Annotated in this window: 19 protein-coding genes; 6 read left to right on the top strand and 13 right to left on the bottom strand. The window is 40.7% G+C overall.

Going from position 1 to position 18,153, the window contains the following annotated elements:
* The first annotated feature begins 8 nt into the window (after nucleotides 1-8).
* On the top strand, nucleotides 9-200 hold the full coding sequence (locus tag NSQ72_RS08510) for a TIGR00366 family protein (RefSeq protein WP_039178883.1): 192 nt from the start codon (nucleotides 9-11) through the stop codon (nucleotides 198-200).
* Nucleotides 201-212: 12 nt separating this feature from the next.
* Here NSQ72_RS08510 and NSQ72_RS08505 read toward each other — a convergent pair whose 3' ends face one another.
* The 7 genes from NSQ72_RS08505 to NSQ72_RS08475 all read right to left on the bottom strand — a co-directional run bounded on the left by NSQ72_RS08505 (nucleotide 213) and on the right by NSQ72_RS08475 (nucleotide 6,224).
* Nucleotides 213-1,121, bottom strand: coding sequence for a DMT family transporter (locus tag NSQ72_RS08505; RefSeq protein ID WP_341083804.1), 909 nt, complete (start codon nucleotides 1,119-1,121; stop codon nucleotides 213-215).
* A gap of 144 nt (nucleotides 1,122-1,265) precedes the next feature.
* Nucleotides 1,266-1,988 (bottom strand): LutC/YkgG family protein, encoded by a 723-nt coding sequence (locus NSQ72_RS08500; protein WP_106025119.1) that lies wholly within the window; start codon nucleotides 1,986-1,988, stop codon nucleotides 1,266-1,268.
* A complete protein-coding gene (locus NSQ72_RS08495; RefSeq protein WP_341083802.1) occupies nucleotides 1,988-3,409 on the bottom strand; it encodes a LutB/LldF family L-lactate oxidation iron-sulfur protein in 1,422 nt (473 codons plus the stop codon). Before NSQ72_RS08495 ends, NSQ72_RS08500 begins: the two co-directional genes overlap by 1 nt.
* A 15-nt stretch (nucleotides 3,410-3,424) precedes the next feature.
* On the bottom strand, nucleotides 3,425-4,147 hold the full coding sequence (locus tag NSQ72_RS08490; protein WP_039178870.1) for a (Fe-S)-binding protein: 723 nt from the start codon (nucleotides 4,145-4,147) through the stop codon (nucleotides 3,425-3,427).
* Nucleotides 4,148-4,336: 189 nt separating this feature from the next.
* A complete protein-coding gene (locus NSQ72_RS08485) occupies nucleotides 4,337-5,188 on the bottom strand; it encodes an SDR family oxidoreductase (protein WP_341083800.1) in 852 nt (283 codons plus the stop codon).
* 100 nt (nucleotides 5,189-5,288) lie between these two features.
* Nucleotides 5,289-5,702 (bottom strand): Rrf2 family transcriptional regulator, encoded by a 414-nt coding sequence (locus NSQ72_RS08480; protein ID WP_041109186.1) that lies wholly within the window; start codon nucleotides 5,700-5,702, stop codon nucleotides 5,289-5,291.
* A gap of 48 nt (nucleotides 5,703-5,750) precedes the next feature.
* On the bottom strand, nucleotides 5,751-6,224 hold the full coding sequence (locus NSQ72_RS08475; RefSeq protein WP_341083796.1) for a VOC family protein: 474 nt from the start codon (nucleotides 6,222-6,224) through the stop codon (nucleotides 5,751-5,753).
* A gap of 165 nt (nucleotides 6,225-6,389) precedes the next feature.
* Between NSQ72_RS08475 and NSQ72_RS08470 the strand changes: the two genes are divergently transcribed.
* Nucleotides 6,390-6,833 carry a DUF2188 domain-containing protein gene (locus tag NSQ72_RS08470; RefSeq protein WP_058838212.1) on the top strand — a complete coding sequence of 148 codons (444 nt, stop codon included), beginning with the start codon at nucleotides 6,390-6,392 and terminating at the stop codon, nucleotides 6,831-6,833.
* 218 nt (nucleotides 6,834-7,051) lie between these two features.
* On the opposite strand, the gene ku is transcribed toward NSQ72_RS08470, so the two are convergent.
* A complete protein-coding gene (gene ku, locus NSQ72_RS08465; RefSeq protein ID WP_341083795.1) occupies nucleotides 7,052-7,900 on the bottom strand; it encodes a non-homologous end joining protein Ku in 849 nt (282 codons plus the stop codon).
* Between the two features lie 115 nt (nucleotides 7,901-8,015).
* Between ku and NSQ72_RS08460 the strand changes: the two genes are divergently transcribed.
* Together NSQ72_RS08460 and NSQ72_RS08455 are read left to right on the top strand one after the other, a co-directional pair.
* A complete protein-coding gene (locus NSQ72_RS08460; protein ID WP_341083794.1) occupies nucleotides 8,016-9,848 on the top strand; it encodes a DNA ligase D in 1,833 nt (610 codons plus the stop codon).
* Between the two features lie 67 nt (nucleotides 9,849-9,915).
* Nucleotides 9,916-10,611 carry a YoaK family protein gene (locus NSQ72_RS08455; RefSeq protein WP_341083792.1) on the top strand — a complete coding sequence of 232 codons (696 nt, stop codon included), beginning with the start codon at nucleotides 9,916-9,918 and terminating at the stop codon, nucleotides 10,609-10,611.
* Between the two features lie 729 nt (nucleotides 10,612-11,340).
* On the opposite strand, the gene NSQ72_RS08450 is transcribed toward NSQ72_RS08455, so the two are convergent.
* Complete coding sequence (locus NSQ72_RS08450) at nucleotides 11,341-12,453, bottom strand: response regulator aspartate phosphatase (protein ID WP_039178848.1); 1,113 nt, start codon at nucleotides 12,451-12,453, stop codon at nucleotides 11,341-11,343.
* 589 nt (nucleotides 12,454-13,042) lie between these two features.
* Here NSQ72_RS08450 and NSQ72_RS08445 point away from each other — a divergent pair.
* Nucleotides 13,043-13,414: an iron chaperone gene (locus NSQ72_RS08445; protein WP_058837630.1), complete on the top strand. Its 372-nt coding sequence runs from the start codon at nucleotides 13,043-13,045 to the stop codon at nucleotides 13,412-13,414.
* A gap of 52 nt (nucleotides 13,415-13,466) precedes the next feature.
* Here NSQ72_RS08445 and NSQ72_RS08440 read toward each other — a convergent pair whose 3' ends face one another.
* Together NSQ72_RS08440 and NSQ72_RS08435 are read right to left on the bottom strand one after the other, a co-directional pair.
* Complete coding sequence (locus tag NSQ72_RS08440) at nucleotides 13,467-14,048, bottom strand: undecaprenyl-diphosphatase (RefSeq protein ID WP_126681887.1); 582 nt, start codon at nucleotides 14,046-14,048, stop codon at nucleotides 13,467-13,469.
* 142 nt (nucleotides 14,049-14,190) lie between these two features.
* A complete protein-coding gene (locus NSQ72_RS08435; RefSeq protein ID WP_341083789.1) occupies nucleotides 14,191-14,733 on the bottom strand; it encodes a GNAT family N-acetyltransferase in 543 nt (180 codons plus the stop codon).
* A gap of 202 nt (nucleotides 14,734-14,935) precedes the next feature.
* On the opposite strand from NSQ72_RS08435, the gene NSQ72_RS08430 reads away from it, so the two are divergent.
* Nucleotides 14,936-15,397, top strand: a complete 462-nt coding sequence (locus NSQ72_RS08430) for a macro domain-containing protein (protein ID WP_341083787.1) — start codon at nucleotides 14,936-14,938, stop codon at nucleotides 15,395-15,397.
* A 65-nt stretch (nucleotides 15,398-15,462) separates the two neighbouring features.
* Here NSQ72_RS08430 and NSQ72_RS08425 read toward each other — a convergent pair whose 3' ends face one another.
* Both NSQ72_RS08425 and NSQ72_RS08420 read right to left on the bottom strand, forming a co-directional pair.
* Complete coding sequence (locus tag NSQ72_RS08425; RefSeq protein ID WP_341083785.1) at nucleotides 15,463-15,945, bottom strand: immunity protein YezG family protein; 483 nt, start codon at nucleotides 15,943-15,945, stop codon at nucleotides 15,463-15,465.
* 4 nt (nucleotides 15,946-15,949) lie between these two features.
* Nucleotides 15,950-17,875 (bottom strand): T7SS effector LXG polymorphic toxin, encoded by a 1,926-nt coding sequence (locus tag NSQ72_RS08420; RefSeq protein ID WP_341083783.1) that lies wholly within the window; start codon nucleotides 17,873-17,875, stop codon nucleotides 15,950-15,952.
* Nucleotides 17,876-18,153 lie beyond the last annotated feature (278 nt).

Genomic DNA, 18,153 nt, shown 5'->3' with positions numbered 1-18,153 from the left:
TTTTACGTATGTTTAATGGAGAGAATATGGCATTCAACATGGGAGATCTTCTATTTCAAGTGTTCTCTCTTCTATTCATTGCCTTTATTGTGACAATCATTGTCCTCGCATTTCGAATGATTAGAAGAAAACGGATGGAATTGAAAAAAATCGAGGCAAGATTAAACAAAGTGATTGAAAAAAACGATCTAAAAGAGTAAAAAATCCGGGCGTTAACCGGATTTTTTTGTTTTCATCACGATTCCTTGACGCTGCTGCATCAAAAAGAAAAAGACACCTAAAAGAACAAGCAGACCGCCAAGCATTTGGAGCAGCGTGACTTTCTCTCCAAGCAGCCATACAGCAAGGATCGTTGCCCCAACAGGCTCTCCTAGTATACTCATTGAAATAGTTGTCGCATTAACATAAGTTAAAAGCCAATTATTAATGACATGAGACATAGTGGGAATGATAGCGAGCAATAAAAAGATTCCCCACTCTTTAGCCGGATAACCTATAAAAGGGGTTTGCTGAAGCAGATTGAATAAAATTAAAAAAAGACCAGCAAAACCAAATACACAAAAACTATAAATCCAATGAGATATTTTTCTTACAGCCTGTTGACCTATTAACAAGTAACAAACAACAGCGATCACACTCAAAAAGGATAAAATATCTCCTAAGATGGCTTCCTTGCTATGACCAATATCTCCCCAGCCTATCATGAGGGCACCAACAATCGCTGCACACATCGTCAATAGAGCAGACATCGTCGTTCGTTCACGGAAAATGAGGAATCCGCCTAATAAGGACACCATCGGTTGTAGAGCGATAATAATGGTAGAGCTTGCCACTGTCGTCAGCTTCAGTGAGCCAAACCACAGCACAAAATGGAGGCCTAAAAAGAAGCCTGACATACATAAGAAAAACCAGTCTCTGCGTTTTATTGAGAGAAATTCTTTTTTTCTTGGCAGGATAAATGGCAGCATGAAAGCCGCCGCAAAGATCATTCGATACATACTTAAAATAGCAGCAGGTGCATTTGACCATTTCACAATGATTGCAGAAAACGAAATAGCAATAATCGAAATCACAAGTGGCAATGCAATTGATTTCGTTTGAGCAGTTGTCCTGATTTCCATTAGCAGCTTCCTTTACATCAGCAGTAGATGAGCAGTTCATCTTATATGTCGTCATCTTACTATGTCCATTCACCTAGTGGCAAGATGATTTTTTAAACTTGCGTCCGCTTGTTGGATGAAAAAAAGCTTTCATTACGAAAGCCTTCATTCATCATCTATTAACAGATAAATGGCCTGAACTGGACCATGAACCCCTACCACTAAATTCATTTCAATATCGGCAGAATTACTTGGACCTGATATGAAATGGATGGCACCTTTCGCCTGCTCCCCCTCTTCTACTGAGCGATTAAGAGCCGAAACAGCATGAATCATTCGCGGAACAATCGAGCTTTTCTCTATACACACGATATACATCATTGGCAAAAAATGCAGCGCTCTCCCTTGACCTTGATGGGATGAAAGGACAACTGTACCTGATTCTGCAAGGGTATAATCACTGAACACAACTGCATATTTCGCTTGTTCTGCCTGCCTTATGTTTTCTTCTCTTGATAGATCTGTATTCCAGCAGGTGACGGACATTCCTTCTTGTTGCAAGCTGTCAAACATAGGGCGGAATCCATATTGTTCAAAACGCCGATCACGCGATGTCATCACAGAACCCTCACCATATTCTGTCATCAACAATCGTAATACCGAGGGCGCTTTCTCCGGTGTTGTTTCGACTACTCTTGTATGAATTTGCTGACATTGCTTTTTCAATTGCTCGACTAATTCATCTTTAGACAAACGTCCGTTTGTTTCCCACTGGACTTGATGCTTCCATGCCGGCCGTTGAATAGAGGCAGATGGGGAAGAGTTTTTGCCTAATTGATGCTGGATATGAGATAAAAACGACTCTCGGTGAGAAATGGTCCCCTTCATCACTCGTCCTCCTTTTGTCTCTTCTTAAACCAATCCCTGAATCTTTCTTTACTTGGAGCTGGCAGATCACGAATATCTGTCCAATTCTTTAAAGGGCCTATTCCTTTTGAAATTTGTCCGTTTGAAGCCATACAATTCATCAGTACTGGGGCTGCTTTTGTTCCAAATTGATACACCCCGGGAGTCGATGCCCCCATGCCAAACATTTTCATCGCCATCATTTCAGCTTTAGCCGCTCTCCCCTCTTTTTCAACGATCACCTGTCTATGTTTAATCAATAACTCATGAAGTGGAATCTTCACTGGACAAGCATCCGTGCAGGCTGCGCACAAACTTGATGCAAAGGGGAGTTCTTGATAGTCATCATAGCCGCCAAGAAGCGGCGAAAGAACAGCTCCGATTGGCCCTGGATAAATCGAACCGTACGAATGTCCACCAACATGCCGGTAAACGGGGCAAACATTGATGCAGGCTGCACACCGGATACATTGGAGAACAGGCTGAAAGGCCGTTCCTAATATATTTGACCGCCCATTGTCCACAATGACCAAGTGGAATTCTTCTGGTCCATCCACTTCACCTTCTCCTTTTGGTCCCACTACAGAAATATAACTAGTTAATTTCTGGCCGACTGCGCTTCTGCACAAAAGACCCACAAGGACATCCAGTTCCTCCATCGTTGGAACAAGCCGTTCCATTCCCATAACGGCAATATGCGTCTTCGGTATAGCCGTGACAAGATCTGCATTCCCTTCATTTGTTACAAGGCAGATGGACCCTGTGTTGGCCACTGCAAAATTACAGCCGGTCACACCAATATCAGCTTCGAGGAATTTTTCACGCAAGATGGCTCTTACAAAATTCGTCATTTCTTCGGGTGTTTCTGACATCTCATACCCTAGCTTCTCATGAAATACTTCCCGTATTTGTTCTTTCGTCATATGAAGGGCAGGTGCCACAATATGTGAAGGCGGTTCATGGTCATCCACTTGCAGAATATATTCGCCAAGATCGCTTTCTACTACCTCACAGCCGATCTCTTCAAGCGCTTGATTCATCTCGATTTCTTCTGTGACCATTGATTTTGATTTGACGATCTTTTTGGCTGCTTTTTTCTGTGCCACCTCTTGAATATATGCTGATGCCTCTTCCTTTGTTTTCGCAAAAAAGACATGGCCTCCGCGTGCACTTACACTTTCACTTAATTGATATAAGTAGTCATCAAGATGCGTCAGCGTATGCTGCCGGATTTCCTCACCAAGCTCACGCCACTTTTCCCAATTGCCAAGCTCCTCGCTTGCAGTCAGCCGCCTTTTATACAGACGTTCCTGTGCTGAGGAGACAGCACCTCTCATGACAGCGTCTTCTAAACCTTTCCCGATCCGTTCTTTAAAGGCCTTTTCTCCAATTTTCATACTCATGTGCCGTTCCTCCTCTTAAAGTCCGCGGCTGTTTAATACTTCTGCGATGTGCATCACTTGGATGGGTTTTTCAAGACGGTTCAGCCTCCCGCCAATATTCAGCAGGCAGCCGCAGTCAGCACCAATGATATAATCAGCGCCTGTCTCCTCTATGCTTTGTACTTTTTCGTCAACCATCTGCTCAGAAATAGGGGTCATTTTCACTGAAAAGGTTCCTCCAAATCCGCAGCAATTTTCTGCGCGGGGCAATGGTCTCATCGTCAAATCTTTGACATTTGACAACAGCGTAAAAGGCGCCTCCTTAATACGCAGCAGTCTCGTCATATGACAGGAGGTGTGATAGGCTGCGTTCCCTTTCAGGCTTGCCCCTACATCTGTCACGTGTAATATATCAACAATAAACTCTGTTAATTCATATGTTTTTGCGGCAAGTGCCTCAGCTTTGGCCGACCACACTCGGTCTTCTTTTAAAAGATGAGGATATTCTAAAAACATCGCCTTACATGAACCTGATGGTGTCACAACATATTCAGCTGATTCAAAGGCTTTGATCATATTTTTCGCTGCTTTGATTGTCTCCTTTGTATAGCCGCTGTTAAAGGCTGGCTGTCCGCAGCACACTTGTGCTTCTGGAAATTCCACTTCAACACCGAGTCTTTCCAATACTTCCACTGTCGCCTTTCCTACATTTGGCTGCATCGTGTCAACTAAACAAGTAACGAATAAATGGACTTTCATCGGCGAACTTCCCTTCTATTGCTGCATTTTGATTCATCATTCTGATCATCTGATGATTAAATAACAGACCTTAATTTCATTTTAATCCCAAATTTCTGAAATTTCAACGAAGTGATTTGTCTAAAATTTGTACTTATGGACTGTGTGACTAAATAAAAAAACGCCCTTTTCATAGGGCGTTTTTGATGTTTATTTTGAAATCAATTCACGAATTCTTTCTTCAATAGGTGTTAACGGCCGGCCTAGTAATGTTTCGAAATCTTGGCTTTCGACAGCTAATGCACCATCGCGAATGCCGCTTTGAATGCCTTTGACAAATGGCACTGCTTCTTTTGGTACACCATTTGAAGCTAAAAATTCTCCAAATGTATCTACATCTATTTTTTCTACTTTGATTTCTTTTCCGCTCACCTTGCTGACAATTTGTGCAAGTTCACTATGTGTCCGAAGCGGGCCTGACAGTTCATATATCTCCTGATCATGTACTGGAAGTGTTAACGCATTTGCTGCCGCTTCTGCGTAGTCATTTCTTGTTGCCCAGCCAACCTTTCCTTCGCCAATAGGGTTTAAAAATGGTGCGCCGCTGACTGACGCCAGAATCGTATCTTTTTCGTTTTCAACATACCAGTTGTTTCTTAAAAATACATGAGGAATGCCAGAGGCCAAAATGGCTTCTTCTGTTTTGGCATGGTCATTTGCAAGGACAAGCTGACTCTCTCTTGCATTGACAACACTTGTATAAGCAATAAAACTCACATTTGCTGCTTTTGCCGCTTCGATTGCCGCTTTATGCTGCTGCACGCGGTCTCCATCTGCCGTTGAAATGATCAACAGACGGTCAATGCCCTCAAATGCTGATGTCAATGTGTCTGGCTGAGTAAAATCTCCACGGCGTACATCCACCCCAGCATCCTTCAAATGTGCTGCTTTTTGCGGATTTCGAACACTGACTGCAATTTGTTCAGCCGGTACTTTTGTAAGCAAATGCTTGACGACGAGCGATCCAAGTTGTCCCGTTGCGCCTGTTACTAATAATTTCATTTGTTGACCTCCTCATTTTTCGTTCAACGGTGATGTGCATTCGTTATAATCGAAATGGTTACAACAAAGGTGTAAAAAAAGCTCTAATGTACGAGCTTTTTTATTCCGCCTCTGTTAATAATTGCTGAATTGTCACTTGCTTTAGGTGATTCTCAAGTGCAGCTTGTGCTTCTTTTAGTTCATGCCGAAGTCTCGTGTCCATCGCTTGACCAATCGGGCATGCGATGACGGGCTGATGAAAGTTAAACAATTCTTCATCCTCGCTTACATCCACAGCACGATACACATCTAACAGCGTAATATCTTCAGCTGCTCTTTTTAAATAAGCACCGCCTACTCCGCGGCGAATCTCAATGAGACCCGCCCGTTTGAGCATTGCCATCATTTTTCGAACAATGGCTGGATTTGAATTCACGCTCTCTGCAATAAAATCACTAGTACACTCTTTTGGAACACCTGCAATAAATGACACAATATGAACAGCAATCGGATACCTGCTGCTAATTTGTTTCACAATCTTTCACCACCGTTGTAATCAATATAGTTACAATAAGTGATTTTGTCAATCAATAAACGGATTTTTCTTTCGTTCCCAATCCTCATACGTCATGATATCGTAGTCTTCTCCTGTATCAAGTTCAAGTGGAGCAATGCATTCAAGCAGATTCTCATCTGGGTCAAGAAAATAGATCGCTGCATGAAATTGCGGCGGATTATCGAGAACTAGAGGCTGCTTTTCTTCTGAAAAACCAAACATTGGGTGAATGCTGATGCCTCTTTCGATCAGCCAAGTCTTGATCTGTTCGATACTAGACGTTGTAATTTGAAAGGCAACATGCCGAGTCGCTGGATGGTATGGAAAGTCATTTATATCTACTTTCCACAGGCCAAGCCAGCTCTTTCCTTTCTCAATCCATAAAAAAGCAACTCGTTCATTTTCATGAGCAAGTGTCAATTCCAATTTTTCATAAAACGCAATAGATGCCTCCAAATCACTCACAGGTAAATGTGCTTCATATAAACCTTTCATCATCATCAAAATCACTCCTTTTCTACCTTCTATTCTGCAGGAGTTGATGATATTCTGCCTCAGCAAAACGATGTATTTTATCCCTAACATTAGTTTGAGAGACATTGTATGTTTGACCCATTGCAGATGGGGGAAGGTGTTCAAATAAAATAACAGAAAGGAGCGGTTCATATGCCTTGGACGATGAACGATTATCCAGCTTCATTTCAATCATTAGACAACGTCATTCGAAAAAAAGCGCTTGAGATTGCCAATAAAATGATACAGGAAGGCTATGAGGAAAATAGAGCCATTCCCATTGCAATCAGTCAAGCGAAAGAGTGGAAAAAGAACGCAACGGAGAAAGAGGTAGAAAATTTCTCATCTCATGGTTCTGTCAAACCTTCTGAGGGCAGCAGCTCCGCAAGACCAGAGCTCATGGATCATGCGCAGCATGTAGTGAAGCACACGGAAGGCTGGGCGATTCAAACAGAGAAAGCGAAACGAGCAAGTGAGGTCAAAGAAACAAAACAAGAAGCAATTGACCGGGCAAAGGAGATTTCAGCTAATAAAGGAACATCCGTTGTCATTCACCGAAAAGATGGGACGATTCAGGACGTGTTAAAGCCGCAATAAGACCGCTCGTCAGCGGTCTTAGCGTGTAGACAAACCCTCGCATTCGGTGTCAGTCCTGCGTGCCGGTGCTCACGAATGTTAAATTCGCTCCGCTCCGGTACTCGTTTCTTCCTAGACTGCAAAGGTTTTCTATCACGCTGAAGGAAAACAAAAGGCTAAAATAAAGATCATTTTAGTCTTTTGTCAACAATTTAAGACCGCTCATCAGCGGTCTTATTTTATGCATTCTTTTCTTTTTTCGCTGGAGTTTTTCTTTTCTTAGGCGCTGCTTTTTTCGCTTTGGCTGGTTTTGATCGGTCGATCGAAGCCTGTAGTGCGGCCATTAGATCTGTCACATTGGCTGCAGGATCTTTTTTACTTGTCGTTTCTGGCTGAACGGTATGTTCTCCAGATATTTTATCGCCAATTAAATTCATCAGCTGTTCTCTGTATTCATCCTGATATGCCGCTGGATCGAATGTTGTGGTCAGCTGCTCGATTAAAAGGAGCGCTGTATCTAACTCTTTCTTGACAATGTTCTCCTCTTGGGGAATATTCGGTACATCTGATACTTGTCTAATTTCGTCAGGGAAATGAATGGTTTCCATCAGCAAAATATGTTCATAGCACCTAACGATCGCTAATTGCTCCTTTGAGCGGATCATAATTTTTGCCACACCAATTTTCCCCGACTCCTCTAAAGCTTTTCTTAATAATGAATAAGCTTTCGCTCCGCCGGTATCCGGTGATAAGAAATAACTTCTTTCATAATAGATTGGATCTATCTCTTCAATCTTTACAAAATCAATGATTTCAACGGCTTTTTCTTCATTTTCTTTTCGCAGTTTTTCTAGCTCTTCATCGTCCAATTCAATAAATTTATTTTTCGCATATTCATACGCCTTCACAATTTGTTCTGGCGCTACCTCTTCACCGCAATTGGCACATACTTTCTTGTAGTTAATCGGCGTGTGACACTCTTTATGCAGCTGTCTTAATTTAATGTCTTTGTTCTCTGTAGCGGTAAACAGCTTGACTGGAATATTGACCAATCCGAAACTAATGCCGCCTTTCCATACTGTATGCATCGCGCTTCCTCCGTTCTTTTCTCCTTACTATGTAATGTTTTCATCAGACTTATGTATGTGATTGAAAATTTCATCCCACTCTAAGAACACATGATATAAGGAAGTGACATGCACAATGAAACCTATGCGATTAACACCTGCACATGATATACCTGCCGGTGCAGACTGGGTGTATGAATTAAAATATGATGGCTTTCGGGCTATTCTTGTATGGGAAGAAGACGAGATTCGTTTAGAAAGCAGGACCGGAAAACAGCTAAATGAGCAATTTCCTGAAGTGATGGATCAGTGCGAACAATTAAGAGACGAATTTGCTCCCTTTTTACCACTGACACTTGACGGAGAATTGGTCTTTTTACTAAGTGAACAGCAAAGTGAGTTTGCGAAGGTTCAGCAAAGAGGCCGGCTGAAAAACAAAGAAGCCATCCAAAGACAGGCTGAACGATTTCCATGTCATTTCATTGCGTTTGATCTATTAAGATGTAAAGGGAAACCTCTCGTTGATTTACCGTTGATGGAAAGAAAAAATCAGCTGCAGCAAGTTTTCCAAGACGCAAAACTCCCTTCATCAGTTCAGCTGGAGCACCCTTCCCTTCTGCAGGTCATTCATTCAGACCTAGACTCTGAATACATGAAAAACTTGATGACAATGTATTTAGCAGAAGGGTTAGTAGCGAAAAAAAAGACGAGTAAATGGCATGACAATACTCGTTCAAAAGAATGGCTGAAAATAAAAAACTGGCGGTATGTATCTGTCATTGTAACCCGTTTTGACAAAGAAAATGGCTATTTCCAAGGCTCCATTTATCAAGATTCGGCTCTCATCGAAGTTGTCCAATTCAAGCATGGATTTTCTAAAGAAGAAGAACAAACACTGCGCACGCTATTCCAGACAAAGGGCCAGTTAACAGGAGGATCATCATATGAAATCCCTCCTTCTATCGTTGCCAGCATTGCGTGTATATCCTTTGATGGATCGGCGTTAAGAGAGCCGCGTTTTTCTTCCTTTTTACTGGATGCGGATCCATCAGCATGTACATTTCAGCAAATGCTCAAACAGCTGTATCCACTCCCTGCTGTTATACATGTCACTCACCCTGAGAAACCCATTGTCCCGACCCTTCAACTGAACAAGGCAGATTACTTACTTTATTTAAGACAAGTGGCTCCCTATCTTTTGCCCTTTTTACGTGAAAGGCGTCTTACTTTAATTCGGTATCCGCATGGCAGTGGAGACGAATTCTTTTATCAAAAGTCAACTCCTGATTATGCGCCGGATTTTGTTTTGACAGATGAAGTTGATGATATTTCTTACACGGTCTGTAATGATCCTCGTACGCTTCTTTGGCTTGGCAACCAGCTGGCGATGGAGTTTCATATCCCTTTTGAAACAAGAGATACGGATCGGCCGACAGAAATCGTCTTTGATCTGGACCCGCCATCTGTAAATGAATTTCATCTAGCTATCGAAGCTGCTAAACGAATCAAAGCGCTTTTAGACGGACTTTTTCTCACAGCCTTTATTAAAACAAGCGGAGGCAAAGGGCTTCAAGTCTATATTCCTTTAAAGAAAAATGCCTTCACTTACGAAGAAACAAGACAATTCACTGCGTTTATATGCCAATTTTTATGTGAGCAAGCACCGGATCTATTTACTCTGGAACGTCTTAAGAAAAAACGCGGCAATCGCTTGTATTTAGACTACATTCAGCATGATGCTGGAAAAACAATTATCGCTCCATATTCCCCGAGAGGAAATGAGCTTGGACTTGTTGCGACACCGCTGGAATGGGACGAACTCTATCATGATGAGCTTCATCCTACTCTTTTTACGATGCCAGCTGTCATAGAGCGTTTAAAGGAAAAAGGCGATCCGTTCCGCTGCATGAGGCACCTTGTGAACGATGATGCTTTTAGACAAGTCTTACATCAGCTTGCACACATGTGACCTTCTCATCAGATGGACATCCGCGGTCATGAAGCGTTACACTTATTCATTAGAGAGGAAGAAAGGGATGACGATTTTGACCGCACATTCATTTCGTAATACAGCTTTGATTTTCTTATGTCTTTCCGCAGGAATTGTGGATGTAATTGGCTATTTAAGCCTAGGGCATGTGTTTACAGCCAATATGACAGGTAATATTGTGCTGCTCGGCATTGCAGCAGGAAGCTCCTTGCAGCTAACGGCCCTGCATTCCATCATTGCTCTAAGTGGATTCGTTTTAGGGGTTTTACTTGCAGTTGTGGTAGGCGGGAAGCATGAGAAAGCGTTTTGGCCAAAAGCCGTGACACGCATTTTTATCATAGAAGTGATGATTTTGCTTCTATTTGCTCTCATGACCATTTTCCCTTATACACAAGGTGCTTACTTTATGCTGATCATCCTTTTAAGTATGGCCATGGGCATGCAGACAGCAGCCGCTCGTAAATTGAATGTTGCTGGCATTTCTACAACTGTTCTCACGAGTACACTCGCTAATCTATTTGAAGATGCAGCTCAGCGCATATCATACAGGGAAAAAAGAAAAGCCCCTATTCAGCATGTGAGCTTGCTGCGAATTGGATCTATTGTCTTTTACTGCCTAGGTGCGGCTATTGCTGCATACACAGATCGTTACGACCCGTTTATCATCATTTGGCTGCCTATCATCATCCTAGGAATCATTGTGATAACAGCTGGATTGAAGCACTTTCACCAATTGAAATAGCCTCTCTTTAGAAGGCTATTTCAATGATTGTGATCTTACACTAATAACTCCTCACATAAAATCCAGGAGGGCGCCCCATGATGAACGTAGAACCATATGGATATCCAGAAAATGTCCCGAATCCTCCGTACCCGGGAAAACCGCCTAAGCCAGAGAATACACCAGGGCTCAAATAATATCCGCCAAAGCCGATATGGGAACCAACTGGCCCAATATGTGCCCCGCCTCCGCTAAAACCGCCTCCATGAAAACCACCATAAACCCGTGGATACATACAATCACCTGCCTTCATATCAGACCTTATCTCATCATATGCATGACAAAAGGGGCGGTGCTCCTGCTTTTTCTTTTCCTTCTATGTACATTAGACCAATTTGATAAAATTTGAATGAAAAGTCCTGCAAAAAATTAAATTAAGCAAAGAAAAGTGACCTTTTTAACTTGTTGCTCTGCCCTATGTTTATTTAGAATAATGGAGCAGGTAATAAATTTGCACACCCCCTTTGTTGCGAATTCTTCTTATTAAACGTTCTTGCAGCGTTTAATAAGAAGAGCCTATTAAAACACAAAAAACCCTTGCTGACGATATCAACAAGGGCGAGAGATACATGGTATTAACCACCAATGATTTTTTCTGCAACTTCGAATGAACCCGCAACGTTTTGCGATAGAACAGTCGCAGCGACTGCTAAACCGACAACAAATAATACTTTTAGTCCTGTTTTCATCTTAAATCAACCCCATTCTTTTCATATGTAAATCTGCTTCTAAACTTTTGTTCAAGTAAAAAACAGACTGCTCATAAAGTGCTTGCTTTTCACAATATTTTGCTGCAAATTGTGATAGCTCTTTTACTTCATGATATTCATTCTTCTCTTCTAACTTTCTTAATTTCTCATCAATTTGCTGAAATCTTTGTGGCGCATGCGTTAAGTAAAGATCATGTACGATGCCTATTTTTAGCTGAAACACTTCATGCGAAGCATCTTTTATTCTGGCATATGCAGCCTCTATATATTGGCTTGCACGCTGCTTTTCACCAATCACACAGAGTTCCCGGCTGATCAGATACGTAGAATGGAAAAAGAAATCTGAATCATAGTACTCTTGATGGGACAGTGCTTTTTCAAGATGACGTATCGATTCCTTCGGTTTGTTCCAAAATGAATATAAAATGGCCACATTGTGATGAAGCTGAGCCAGCATAAAATCATCCTGCTCACTTGTCAAAACTTCTTCTGCCAGACGATAATTCTCAAGCGCCTCTTCATACCGGCCGATCTCTGTTAGATTCGCTGCTATAAGAGAGTATGAAAGGGCCGTTCTTCTTTCATACTGCTTGTGCCGCTTATAGACGTGGAGCGCTCTGCGGATATAGCTTAATGAGAGCATGATATGACTAAGCCGGTAGTAAAGCCATGCCACTTTAAAATCGAAATCAGCACGTTCTATCTCACTTGGAATTTTATCTAAGAGCTTTTCAGCACTTTGATACATTTGCAATGCAACCTCATAATTACCTTGATGCTGCTCATACACACCCTCATAGAAATCGAAATAATAGGCAAGACGATTAGACAGGTCATCTTCTTTTTTTCCATAATGACCCTCTATACTTTTCGTTGAAACATTGCCCTTTTGCCCTCTTAAATTGTACATAAGAATGTGATGTCTTTTCTCAAGAAGAGAATAGTATATGAGGATATCCGCATCGTCAATTTCCTCTACTGCTTGCTTCGCTTTGGCAAATAACCGTTCTGCCTCATCTGCATGATCTTTTTTGATTTCCATGTTCCAGTCATTTAATAATGATGCCAATTCCGCAACAGGAACTTTGCTCATTCTACACCCCCAATCACCTTCAGCTGCAGCACATGATTTCACTAAATATGGAACTTCTATTAGCAATTGCTAATTCGTCCATTTGACATCATTTTAATATGAATCACTTGAATCTTCAATAACCGTTTCCAATGAAAGTGCGTTTCTTTCTTCTAGTCAATGATATTTGCGAAAAAATTCCGCCTTTTTTAAAATAAACATCTCGAGATGAAATGAAAAAAGCCCATTGTTAGGGCTTTCTAATCTTATGATGGTTAATACCGCATCATTTCAAAGACTATCTAAAGATCAGTAAACTAATGATCAGCGCAGCTTTTCATTTATCCAGTTTCTTTATATAATATGATCAATCACTTACACGCCTCAGTAGCTCTAGAAGGGAAGAGCGCCGTAAAACAAATTGTAGCTGGCGGGTCGCAAGGCAAGGGTTTCAGAAGCACCGAAAAGCACAAGAGCTGAGACAGGTGAAATTCCTGTCGGTGAAATTCCGTAGGGAAGCGTGTTGCCCCTAGCCTATGCTTACGAAAGGAGTGCGGGTTCGAATCCCGTCTGAGGCTTATGAGGTCGATGGAAATGGAGGATAAACATCATGCATGTGTTTGAAGAATATATCAGCAACATCGGTAACCCCGAGCTGAAGCAGCGCACTCAAGACATCTTACAATGGGTAGAAGACACATTCCCTCAATTAGAGCCAAGAATTGCTTGGAATCAGCCTATGTTCACAGATCACGGCACATTTATTATTGGGTTTAGCGTCGCAAAACATCACATTTCTGTCGCACCAGAAGGAAAAGGAATTGATCAATTTTCAGCTGACATTGTACAAGCTGGGTACGATCATGGAAAAAAGATGTTTCGCATGAAAGAAAGCTTGCCAGTTGATTATCCTCTTCTGAAAAAAATCATTGAATTTAATATCGAAGACAAAGCGGATTGTTCAACGTTTTGGCGAAAATAAACAGTACCCCGATCTCAGCCGTTAACAGATCGGGGTATTTTACTGCTGCATGTTATTTTGTTCTCTTCCCTACCAATTTCTGTTCAAGCCATTCATAGCATGACAAGAGGGAATTAACACTTTTTTGAAATATCGGCAAATATACAACCGCAGCGGCTGTTAAACACGCTATAGCAGCTCCTGCGAAGACATCAAATGGATAATGAACACCTACCCAAATCCTTGAAAATCCAACAGCACACGCAATGATCAGCCAATAAAAATGGCGTTTATGAAACAGCCAAAAGATCAGGCAAATCGAAAAAATAAAGATGGTATGATCACTCGGAAACGAGTTATTCACTTCTTTTTGAATCAAAAGATTGACGTGGCTCATTTCTGCAAAGGGCTGCTGATTGAAATAAAACACCCCTGCGATTTTCCCAAGTAACTCTGCCAATATGAAGGTCAGTCCAGCAGAAACGACCATCGCCCTATTGTACCTGCTGCGATTTTGAAACCATACAAACAAACACATGAGCGCTGCTAGCAGCACTGTATATTCAGCTAGTCCAATAAATATCGGATTCAAGGAACCATAATCAATACTGAGCTGATTCACCCACCTAAATAAATCTTCATTAAATCCCCGCATCTCATTTCATCCCTTTTTACTTGATTTACGATAAGGATAATTGAAATGAGATGTCTGCCTCCATCGATCGAACGAACAAACTATGGAATCATATGACAGGTTTGTCACTTTTCTGTCACCTGAAGATCATGTACTAACTTGTTTAACGAGAGTGATGTTGCACCCATTCCTTTTTTAGCAAAGCATATTGATATGTGTTTTCATATTTAGGTGTGCCGTCTTCATGGTTCGTAAATGAAATAAACTCAAGAAAAAGCCCTTCTTTCCGCATGCCTAATCGCTCACATAATACCTGTGAACGGACATTATCATCCTCTACATAGGCATAAAGACGCCTTGCTCTCTTTTCTAAAAATAAATAGGATAAGAATGCTTCAGCACTCTCACGCGCATATCCCTTCCCTTCATATGCTGCATTAAAATTCCAGCCAATTGAATACGTATCAGGCTCCTCTTTTAAATGAAACAATTCACCAATAAACTGCCCACTTTCTTTTAAACAAACTGCTACATATGAGTGATCTTCTTTTCTCTCTTGCACCTTAGCGGCCGCTTCCTCCAATGTAGAGACTCGATCATCGAGAAAACAATTGACTCTTGGATGAGCCAAGTACTCAAGCATTCCTGCCGCATCTTCATCGCAAAACGGTCTAATCATTAACCGGTTCGTTTCTAATAGATTCATATGTTACCCCTCACTGTTTCTGCTTGATTTCACGTTTGCAGCCTCTCCATATTCTAGACGGCATGTATCAACTTTGACAATCAGATCATGTTGAAGTGTCTACAAATAAACCCATCAAAAACATTTTGGCTCTTAAATAACATGATGACAACCGCTATAATAGAACATAAGTTTTCATTTTATCAAAAAGGGGTTACATCATATGATCAAAACGGTGGATGGCAACATTTTAGAGGCAAGCGAAGACATCATCTGTCACCAGGTGAACTGTAAAGGAGTCATGGGCGCTGGATTAGCAAAACAGATCAAAAGCAAATACCCGAATGTGTACAAAGATTATAAACAGTTATGTACAGAACATGGAGATGACTTGTTAAGCTCCATTCAACTCATTACAACAAAAGATGGAAAAACAGTTGCCAACTTATTTGCCCAAGTTGGATACGGAAGAACAAGAAAGCAAACAGACTATGATGCCTTACGCAGCTGCTTTCAACACTTAAAGGATACAGTGACACATTCACCTGAAGAGAAAAACCAAACGTCCATCGCCATTCCATACGGGATTGGCTGCGGATTAGCAGGCGGCGATTGGACGATTGTTGAAGAGATGATGGAAGAGGTGCTGGGTGATTGTGAGGTGACGGTTTATCGGTTTAGATAATGGAAATGAGTTTCTTATGAAAAATATATAACAAATACCCTCCTTAATTCGGAGGGTATTCTGCGTTAGTTATCGTCTTTATTTTTTATATAATTTAATACGGCTTCTTTATCTTCTTCATCTTCAGGGAGAAATCCAAAGGTTTCATATTCCCAAACTGCGATTCTTTGTATATTGTCAATACCTAAAGAAAATACATCTTCGTAACCAAAATTTGTTGACATTTTTCCTGAATAAGTAAATTTCATTTTTACAGTTGTCCATTTATCTGATTGTTCTTTAGTATACTCTTCCCTCAACTGTCTTAATTTTCTTTGTAAGTTAATCAACAGGCTATCATATGTGTCTTCACTAACCTGGTATTGATCTGGGATATTGTGTGAATAAAAATATTCCTCTCTATTAGGAACCGTAAAATAAAAGAGAGCAGATGCAGAGTCATCTAACATTTCTGCATACATCCAAATTGTATCCCATTCCACTGGGATCATTTCATTTAAATTTTTAGCTATTTCTCTATATAAGTTTTCCATCTCTTTTGTTTCCATTTGTTCATCCTCCTGGTCTGTTATATATTGTGTCTGTATAAACTCTTCCGTCTATCTTGTATTTGACTAGGAATTCAGATGGCCTTAACGAATCTGATTCATAAAATGCTTTTATTGAAACAGTCACAGTTTTAGGTGGATCGGTTTTCAATGCTTTCAACCACCGTTGCTCCATCTCATACCATTTCCCGCCACTTCTATTAATCTGTGAACTCATCGGCACAAGATTATCAATATCCCCAGACCCTTTAAAAATAGATGCAATCAAATGACCTCCGTCATCTTTTAATAGGCGATCAGGCTTTCCTGAATTGGATTGGGCATATTGGTTTCTTTTGACCTCCCCGTATTTTAAATCACTTGCTTCGACTTTGACAATACGTCCATAGTGATCGGTAGTGTATGAGTACCCTTGTTTTGTTGTATAAACTACATTTGGTTTTAATACCTTCTTGCGTTTCCATTTCACATAGTGATCTCCGTAACTGACAACAGTCGGTGGTGATTTTGGTGCAGGTAATCTTCTACCTGTCTTAGAGATACCATATACAGGCTGATTGTCCAAGTGTTTTGCCATGGAAAGAAGTTTATTTTTTAGATTCTCCCCATCAAACACATTGTAAGGAAGTTTCCCTCCACCAGCCAGTTGAAACTTTAGTGAGTATGGCAATAGATTCGAAATAGAGACTCTGTCTAATGATTTTGCACCTTGTTCAAGGCCTTTCTTCACCGTCGTTTTGGCTGCTGTTGTTCCCGTTTTTGTAATGGCACCCGCCCCTTTAGAGCCAAAGACGATTTCTGCTAGAGAACCAGTTGCATAGGCAAACCAGTGTGATCGAGAATATGCATCACCATCGATGACTTCTTTTTGGAATGAGTCTGAAATCGATTTTCCAATCGCTTTCGACGTTTCAATTGGATGGGAAACAGCCGTTACGAGCGATTCAACGGCACCTCCAGGATCTGTCACAAGATCATAGATGCCAACTACTGTATCTTTGGCTACATCATATAGACCAACTGCTGCTCCTTTTACAACATCAACGAACCCCTCTGATGCTTCTTCCTGCGCTTTGAACTGGAGAAGCTGGCTGTAATACATTTTTTGATCGTAAGAAAGATTCTCATATCCAATTTCGTCTACAATCTCAAAGTATTTCTCTTCTGATATACACGAAGGATCGTTGAGTTTTTCTTTCAATTCTTTGATTCTTCGTTTCTCTTTTTCTTCTTTTTTCACCTTTAAAAATGCTTTCACCTGTGCATCGATTTTATCATGATTCTTGTACACATCTGTCTCATGAAATGCTTTTGCATCGTAATACATGGGCTGCGCATTTTTTCCTTTTCCTGTAGCAGCCATCATTTTTGCATAAAAAGTGGAGAGGTGTTTTTCAACCGCTTCTGATTTTGCGTATTCTGTTTTTAGCTCATGATCTATTTTATGTAAAGCCTCAATTGCATCTTTTCTTTTTTTGTTCGCATCATCTAAATGTTCATTGACCTCTTTACTTGAAAATAGATTCAGTTCTATGAGATCACTGATGTCATCAAAAATAGTGGAGAGAGCTTCTTTTTGTTCCTTAACCATATCTTTATTATTCTGAATCCCTTGTTTCAGTTGAGCGTCTAAGAAATGCTCATCAATAAATGTACTCCCGCCTAACGATTCATCATCAAGCTTTCCTTTTACCCCATCTAAAAACGCTTTTTGCATATCGATAAAGTCAAGATAAGTGTCCGTGTAAAGCGCAAGATCCTCATAAAAGGCTTTGATATTGTCTGCACCTTTTCCAGTAAATTCATCACCTAATCCCGACACACTTTTTAATGCTTTTTTCACATGCTGCATTTCGTCTCGAAGCTCCTGATAGACTTTTGACCTTTGTTCGACAGCTGACAGTAAAGATGGAGCATCTAATATTTTCATATAAAAAAGACTCCTTTTATGGAATATTCTTTTACTAGAATACCATAAGGAGTCTGACACTTTAATCCACTTTATCGTTTTTTAACCAATTAAAACTGTAGGGAAAACATTTTTGTATATCCTTGAATCATTCGATAGAGCAACGGGGAAAAGAAAAAGGATTGTAGATTAAGGATTTTAAAACGATGAAAAATAATGTTCAAATAAAAAAGAAGCCCCCGAAAAGGGATTCTTTCTAATGGAATTTATCATAACCGATACTTGATGTGTGTCCTCTA

It is taken from the genome of Bacillus sp. FSL R5-0659 (assembly GCF_038008785.1).
Taxonomy (GTDB): domain Bacteria; phylum Bacillota; class Bacilli; order Bacillales; family Bacillaceae; genus Bacillus; species Bacillus safensis.
Note: the sequence above shows the minus strand (reverse complement) of the source record. Positions and strands in the feature narration are given on the sequence as shown.